This is a genomic window from Aeromonas sp. A35_P, from assembly GCF_002259925.1.
Classification (GTDB): domain Bacteria; phylum Pseudomonadota; class Gammaproteobacteria; order Enterobacterales; family Aeromonadaceae; genus Aeromonas; species Aeromonas dhakensis.
This window is the reverse complement of the sequence record NZ_NEVB01000220.1, coordinates 61,256-68,142: the sequence shown is the minus strand read 5'-3', so window position 1 is coordinate 68,142 and position 6,887 is coordinate 61,256. Positions and strand designations below refer to the sequence as shown.

Annotated in this window: 4 protein-coding genes and 1 pseudogene; 2 read left to right on the top strand and 3 right to left on the bottom strand. The window is 60.1% G+C overall.

The features are described 5' to 3' along the window. Window positions 1-626 precede the first annotated feature (626 nt). A pseudogene (gene ahh1, locus CAK78_RS17090) lies at window positions 627-2,492 on the top strand (hemolysin Ahh1). A 66-nt stretch (window positions 2,493-2,558) separates the two neighbouring features. Here the strand turns inward: ahh1 and CAK78_RS17085 are convergent. After that, window positions 2,559-3,467 carry a hydrogen peroxide-inducible genes activator gene (locus tag CAK78_RS17085; protein ID WP_005299110.1) on the bottom strand — a complete coding sequence of 303 codons (909 nt, stop codon included), beginning with the start codon at window positions 3,465-3,467 and terminating at the stop codon, window positions 2,559-2,561. 146 nt (window positions 3,468-3,613) lie between these two features. Here CAK78_RS17085 and CAK78_RS17080 point away from each other — a divergent pair, with 146 nt between their 5' ends. Beyond that, window positions 3,614-4,216 (top strand): peroxiredoxin C, encoded by a 603-nt coding sequence (locus CAK78_RS17080; protein WP_005299113.1) that lies wholly within the window; start codon window positions 3,614-3,616, stop codon window positions 4,214-4,216. A gap of 163 nt (window positions 4,217-4,379) precedes the next feature. Here the strand turns inward: CAK78_RS17080 and CAK78_RS17075 are convergent, their stop codons facing one another. Together CAK78_RS17075 and CAK78_RS17070 are read right to left on the bottom strand one after the other, a co-directional pair. Next, complete coding sequence (locus tag CAK78_RS17075) at window positions 4,380-5,345, bottom strand: alpha-L-glutamate ligase-like protein (protein WP_010634493.1); 966 nt, start codon at window positions 5,343-5,345, stop codon at window positions 4,380-4,382. Window positions 5,346-5,348: 3 nt separating this feature from the next. Beyond that, entirely contained in the window at window positions 5,349-6,887 is a 1,539-nt protein-coding gene (locus CAK78_RS17070; RefSeq protein WP_094698061.1) for an inactive transglutaminase family protein, read from the bottom strand.

The window sequence follows — 6,887 nt, the reverse complement described above, 5'->3', positions numbered from 1 at the left end:
TTGTTGACGTCACCTCGTGATCTGTGTCACGGTCTGTCTCAAGGCTAATTCGTTATGATGATGCCATGAAATAAATGGCAAGGGATCCCGCCATTTTCACCGCCAATATGACGGCCAACAACAAGATACCTCTGGGTATATTCTCGCAACTGGTTCACATAATAATATTCGGTCAATGACTGGCATTGGCTGACAATATCACCAGACAGAGGAGGGCCGCCCCATGATATCCGGTCCATAGCAGTGAGTGTTTCCTCGCACCAGGATGCCTGCGGCATCTGGCGGTTGCGCCATCGTTCAGGCCGATGAGCGCTACGTTCAAGCCAATGGGTACCATGCGAGGTTCAAGGCGCAGTCAGGCAGCCTTGAGGGATGATCGACATCAGAGTGCGACTCCCGTGTAATAGCATCGGCGCATGCCGAATCGTCCACCTTAGATCGCCTCGCGATCCTTGTTCTGTCAACCATAAATACCTTCGCCACACCGCTGTTAATTCACGGCGAAAATAATGAATGTCATGACAGACAAGCAGAATAACGCCAAGAAATATAACCGTGAATAATATGGTTATGCCATATTTGTTCGCTGTTTAAATAGCTTGGCGTGATTCGACAAGGAGATAACAATGAAAAACAAAAAACCACGCAAATTCATCACGTAAGCTCCCGCTCTCAGTCTGCTCGCACTGGCCTTGTTGGCAGGCAGCGTGCAGGCCGAAGATATTGGCGAGCGTACCGACCAGGGCACCGCCATGCTGGCCAGCCTGCAATCCGAACAGGGGCTGATTTACCTCAATGCCGACGTCTGGTTGAAGGGGCAGGGGGCGACGTCGCTGATGACCCGGGATCAGCTGCGCGAGCGGGTGCTGGAACGGGGCGAGCGCCTGTTCATCGATTTCAGCGCCGTCACCGACAAGGCCGAGCGGCAGCAGGCCAGAAAGGCCATGGAGCAGCTGGCCGGCATCTCTTTTGATGCCGACTGGGTACTGGTGTCCGGCTACAAGGGGGAGTTGCTGTTCACCCCGCTGGGGGGCATCGATGACCCGGCCTTCTATCAGGTGATGGAGCGGGTCGACAGCCTGGAAGGGCAGGGCAAGCGCCACAAGCGCTCGCTGACCCAGCCACCTGCCGCCGAGGCCGGTCTGCCCCACGTGGCCTTCTACCTCAACGTCAACCGCAAGATCAGCGATGCCGAGTGCACCTTCCCGCGCTCGCGCACCTGGAGCCGGGGCGATCGGTTGTTCTGCGATTCGCCGAACATCTCGCTGGTCTACCGGGTCAACCTGGAGCGCTCCCTGCAATTTGGCAACACCGGCTCCGCCACGCCGGATGCCAAGATAGTGCGGATCTCGCTGGACGAAGAGTCGGCCGGTGCCGGCATCCAGCTCAACGAGGATCTCAGCTGGAGCGAGAACATCGCGGACTACCTGCTGCTGGATGGCTGGGCCCGCGACTATGCCACCGACGCCATCGCCCAGGATTACCGCTTCAGCATCGAGGCGTTCAACACCAAGGCGGCGGTGCTCAAGAGCCTGCCGACCAACCTCAACAGCAAGTACGAGCATCGCGAGATCTCGGGCTTCGAGGTGGGGGTCACCGGCGGGGTCGAGGTGAACAAGGATGGGCCCAAGGCCAAGCTGGAGGCCTCGGCCAAGTTCAGCCAGCAGCGCCAGCTCGCCTACAACACCCAGGATTACCGGGTCGAACGCTCGACGCCGAGCGCCCAGAAGGTGAGTTTCAGCTGGGTGCGCGATCAATACGCGACCGCGGAGTCCCTGCTCTCCTCCAAGACGGCCACCGTCTGGGGCATGGGCTACGACGTGGATCACAACCGCATCCAGCCGCTCAGCTACAAGGGCTTCGTGCCGAATCTGGACGTCATCTACAAGGCCGCGGCGGACGAGACGGGCAGCACCGAGTTCAAGATCGACTCCTCGGTCAACATCCGCCCCATCTACACCGGCATCTACAAGCACTACTACGTGGTGGGGGCCCATGTCTCCTTCCAGGGCTTCGAGGATACCGACAAGCGCAGACGGGTGACGGCATCCACCAGCTTCAAGGTGGACTGGAACCACCCGGTGTTTACCGGTGGTCGCCCGGTCAACCTGCAACTGGGGGGCTTTGACAACCGCTGCCTGAGCGCGGATGCCAACCACGGTCTGAGCGCGGTGACCTGTGACGAGACCTCGGCCGCCCAGTCCTTCATCTATGACCAGTACGGCCGTTACGTCAGTGCGCAGGATACCCGCCGCTGCCTGGACGGCAACAACCTCGGCCAGCTGCAGAGTTGCAGCCTGAGCCTGGGTCAGCGCTGGGAGTGGAAAGCGGACAGCGATGCGCTCAGCAACCTGAGTGCCCATCAGTTGCTGGGTCACGACAAGCAGAGCGGAGCGCTGGGGCTCTACGACGAAAACGGCAATCCGCAGAATGTGAGCGTACGGACCCTGACCTCTTACACCCGCATCTTCGGGCCACCGGCCAGCCACTGAGCAAGAGAGGCTTTGCGCCCATGACAACAACGCCGGCAAATGCCGGCGTTTTTATGGGAGTGAGCTTCAGCCCTTGTTGTCGATGAGTGGGGCGAGCAGCTCCGCCAGCTTGTAGAAGGTCTGCACCCGGGTGGTGCTGGGGCGCCACACCAGCCCGATCTCGCGGTAGGGGTGCTCCCCCGGCAGCGGAATGGCCACCAGATCCGTGTTGTCGAGGATGCCTGCATCGATGGCCATCTGCGGCAGGAAGGTGGTTCCGAGCCCGGCGCCCACCATCTGCACCAGGGTGTGCAGGCTGGTGGCGGCAAACGGGTTGATCTTGCTCTTGTCCCGCAGCCGGCAGGCGCTCACCGCGTGTTCGGTGAGGCAGTGCTCCCGCTCCAGCAGGAAGATGCTCTGGTTGGGCAGCTCCTTGTAGTCGAACGGGGTGTGCAGGCTGGCCGCCATGCTGGCAGGCATCACCATGTGGAAGGGATCCTGGCCGACCGTCTTGCAGTGAAAGCCACCGATCTCCACCGGCAGCGCCAGGATCAGCAGGTCGAGCTGGCCCTGTTCCAGCTGTTTGAGCAGGTTGGTGGTGGTGTCTTCACGCAGCAACAATTCCAGCTCAGGATAGGTCTTGCCACACTCTTGCAGCAGCTTGCTGAGCAGGAAGGGGGCTATGGTGGGAATGCAGCCGAGGCGCACCGTGCCGTGCATGACGCCTCCCTGATGCTGGCCGAGTTCCATCAGATCCCGCGCATCGGAGAGCAAATTGCGAGCCCGCTCGACGATTTCCATGCCGACCGGGGTCATAATGAAGCTCTTGTGGTCCCGCTCCACCAGTTGCAGGTTCATCATGTCCTCCAGGGTCTGGATCCCGGTACTCAGGGTCGACTGGCTGACATGACAGGCCTTGGCGGCGCGGTTGAAGTTCTTGTGCTCGTCGAGAGCGACCAGATATTGCAGCTGTTTCAGGCTGGGCCAACGTTGCATAGGAAAACCCGATTAATGCTATCTATTTAATTTGATTTAACTAATCTACCATCGGGGTTATAGTTTGTCGCTTTAATTAGACGGACTTGGCTCTAGGTAGCCCAATCCTGACAGGATTGTTCACTTCACATAAAGAGGAATTGAATATGGTATTGGTAGGCCGTCCCGCACCCGATTTCACCGCTGCTGCCGTTCTGGGCAATGGCCAGATCGTTGACTCCTTCAACCTGGCATCCCACATCAAGGGCAAGGCAGCCGTCCTGTTCTTCTATCCGCTCGATTTCACCTTCGTCTGCCCCTCCGAGCTGATTGCCTTCGATCACCGTCTGGAAGAGTTCAACAAGCGTGGCGTGGAAGTGATCGGTGTTTCCATCGATTCCGAGTTCTCCCACAACGCCTGGCGCAACACCAAGATCGAAGACGGCGGCATCGGCCCGGTCAAGTACCCGCTGGTTGCCGACATCAAGCACGAGATCTGCAAAGCCTATGACGTTGAACATCCGGAAGCCGGCGTGGCATTCCGTGGCTCCTTCCTGATCGACAAGAACGGTGTCGTTCGTCACCAGGTTGTCAACGATCTGCCGCTGGGCCGCAACATCGACGAGATGCTGCGCATGGTCGACGCCCTGCAGTTCCACGAAGAGCACGGCGAAGTGTGCCCGGCTCAGTGGGAGAAAGGCAAAAAAGGCATGACCGCCTCTCCGGACGGCGTTGCCAAGTACCTGTCCGAGAACGCCGCTTCCCTGTAATCGGGTCGGTACACCGGATAGTGAAAAACCGATGCCCAGGCATCGGTTTTTTTATGGCCATTTTTCGAATGACTCTTCAGCCGCTCTGCCGTTGCTAAAGGCCAGTAAAGAGCAGGCATAAAAAAGCGCGCCCTTTGGCGCGCTTTTGTCATCCATCTCCGGACTACTCGTCAAAGATACCGAAGTGATCCTTGGCGAAGTTGACCCGCTGCTCCACGTTCATCTTCACCTGGCCCAGCTTCTCGATGGTCTTGAGGTTGGGCACCAGGCCGCGGCCGTTGGCGATCTGGATGGCAAGGCCCGGACGGGCGTTGAGTTCCAGCAGCATGGGGCCGCGGAACTTGTCCAGTACCATGTCGGTCCCGATGTAGCCGAGGCCCGACATCTCGTAGCAGGAGGCCGCCAGAGTCAGCAAGGTGTCCCAGTGGGGCACCTTGAGATCGTACAGATCGAGGCCGGTGTCCGGATGGTGGCGGATGGGTGAACCAAACTGTACCGCCCGCAGGGCGCGGCCGGTGCGCAGGCACAGACCCACCCCCACGGCGCCCTGGTGCAGGTTCGCCTTGCCGTCGGAGGCGGCGGTGGAGAGGCGCATCATGGCCATCACAGGGAAGCCCTTGAAGATGATCACCCGCGAATCGGGGACCCCTTCAAACGAGTAGCCGTCGAACACGTCATCGAAGTTGATGAGCCCTTCCACCAGCGCCACGTCGGGCTTGCCGCCCAATGAGTAGAGCCCTGCCAGGATGTTGGATACATGACGCTCCAGATCCTGGCCGTTGCTGGCGCTGCCGTTCGGCTTGTAGAAGAGGCCGTCCTCCTGGCGCAGGATCACCAGGATCCCCTTGCCGCCGGAACCGCGCGCCGGCTTGATGCAGAAGCCCGGCCAATCCTTCACCAGCTCGGTGATGCGACTCACGTCGTGCTGGGCACGGATGGTGCCGATCAGTTCCGGCACCGTTACTCCCGCATCCAGCGCGATGCGCTTGGTCTGCAGCTTGTCATCCACCAGCGGATAGAGGCTGCGCGGATTATAGCGGCTGATGTAGGAGTGGTTGCGCTTGTTCATGCCGAGGATGCCTGACTGAGACAGGCTCCACGGGGTGGTGTACTTTTCCCAGAACCACATCTGTTACTTGTCCTTACCCGGGGTGGCACCGGAGCGCATCTCGTCCACCAGCGGCTTGAAGCGCTTGAGCTCGCTCAGCTTGTAGCCGGTGTAGTTACCCATCAACAGCACGGTCGCCATCAGCACCAGCTGCAGACCGAGGAAGTTGAAGGTGAGGTGGCGGATCAGTTCGTTGTCCATGGCCAGGTAGGCGATGATGGCCACCAGCAGGGAGCCGCCGCCCTGGCGGAACACCTCTTTCGGACCCTCTTCTTCCCACAGGATGGACATCCGCTCGATGGTCCAGGAGAGGATGATCATCGGGAAGAAGGTGATCTTCATGCCGTCGGTCAGCCCCAGCTTGAAGGCGAACGCCGAGAAGATGCCGATCATCGAGATCACCATGATGATGATGGCCGATATCCGCGCCACCAGCAGCAGGTTGAGCCGCGACAGGTAGGAGCGGATCACCAGACCCGTGCCGACGATGAGCAGGAAGCCCACCAGACCGGTGATCAGCTGGGTCTGGATGAAGGCGACCGCGATCAGCACCGGCATGAAGGTACCCGAGGTCTTGATACCGACGATGACCCGCAGGAACACCACCATCAGCACGCCGATGGGGATCAGCAGCAGGCCCTTGAACAGGGTCTGCTCTTCCAGCGGCAGGCTGTGGATGGAGAAGTTCATCATCTCCGATTTTTCAAACTTCTGGGCCAGCGCCACGCTCACCGGTTGCTCCTGCGCGATCATCGAGAAGCTTACCTTGGAGTTGTGGCCACCGGTCACATCCAGCAGGGCGCCGGAGTTGTACTCCCACAGCAGCAGGTTGGCCGGGCGACCCTGTTCACCGGTTTGCGGGTTGAACAGCTTGTAGTCGGTCGGGCTGTTGAACACCTGCAGGTAATCCACCAGCTCCTGACGACGGCGACCATCTTCCAGACTCAGGGCATGGACGACACGGGCCGGTACGTCGGCGTTGTTGAGCAGCTCGGCGATCAGGTTGGCACGGCTCTTGTGCTTCTTCAGCAGCTCGGCGTTTTGCTCCTGCTTCTCGATCTCCTTGATGATCTCGCGAGTCAGGGTGTAGCCGTCGGCGGAACGCTCCTGGGCACGCTCCAGGATCTGCTGCATGGCGGTAGCGTAGGGCTCGCTTTCTATCTGCTTCTCGATGGCCGGCGGCTGCGGGTTGGCAGCCGGCTTGGCGTGGGCATCGGCCATCATGTCGACGCGGTAGTAGAGCTCCTGGCGGCCGGAGGCGGTGCGGATGGACCACTCGGCACGGGCATCGCCATCCTTCTCGACGAAGGAGAGGCCGTAACCCGGGCTCGCAGCGTTCTCGTTCATCAGGGTGAAGCCGGGCTGGGTGCCCGGAATGGCCAGGGAGGCGATCACCGGCTCGCCGGTGGCCTCGAACTCCAGCTTGGCTTCGATGGACCAGATCTGGCGTTTTTCACCCGGCGTGAGCGGTACGTCCAGCGCGATGTGGTGATAGAACGTTATCCCCAAGCCGACAATGTACAGCAGGGCAACCAGCAAATAGAACGGCTTACGGGAAACCAT

Bases quoted from the DNA above. Each gene is read 5' to 3' on its own strand.
- CAK78_RS17080 (WP_005299113.1), top strand. From the start codon at position 3,614: ATGGTATTGGTAGGCCGTCCCGCACCCGATTTCACCGCTGCTGCCGTT.
- CAK78_RS17085 (WP_005299110.1), bottom strand. From the start codon at position 3,467: ATGCAACGTTGGCCCAGCCTGAAACAGCTGCAATATCTGGTCGCTCTC.
- CAK78_RS17070 (WP_094698061.1), bottom strand. From the start codon at position 6,887: ATGGTTTCCCGTAAGCCGTTCTATTTGCTGGTTGCCCTGCTGTACATT.
- CAK78_RS17075 (WP_010634493.1), bottom strand. From the start codon at position 5,345: ATGTGGTTCTGGGAAAAGTACACCACCCCGTGGAGCCTGTCTCAGTCA.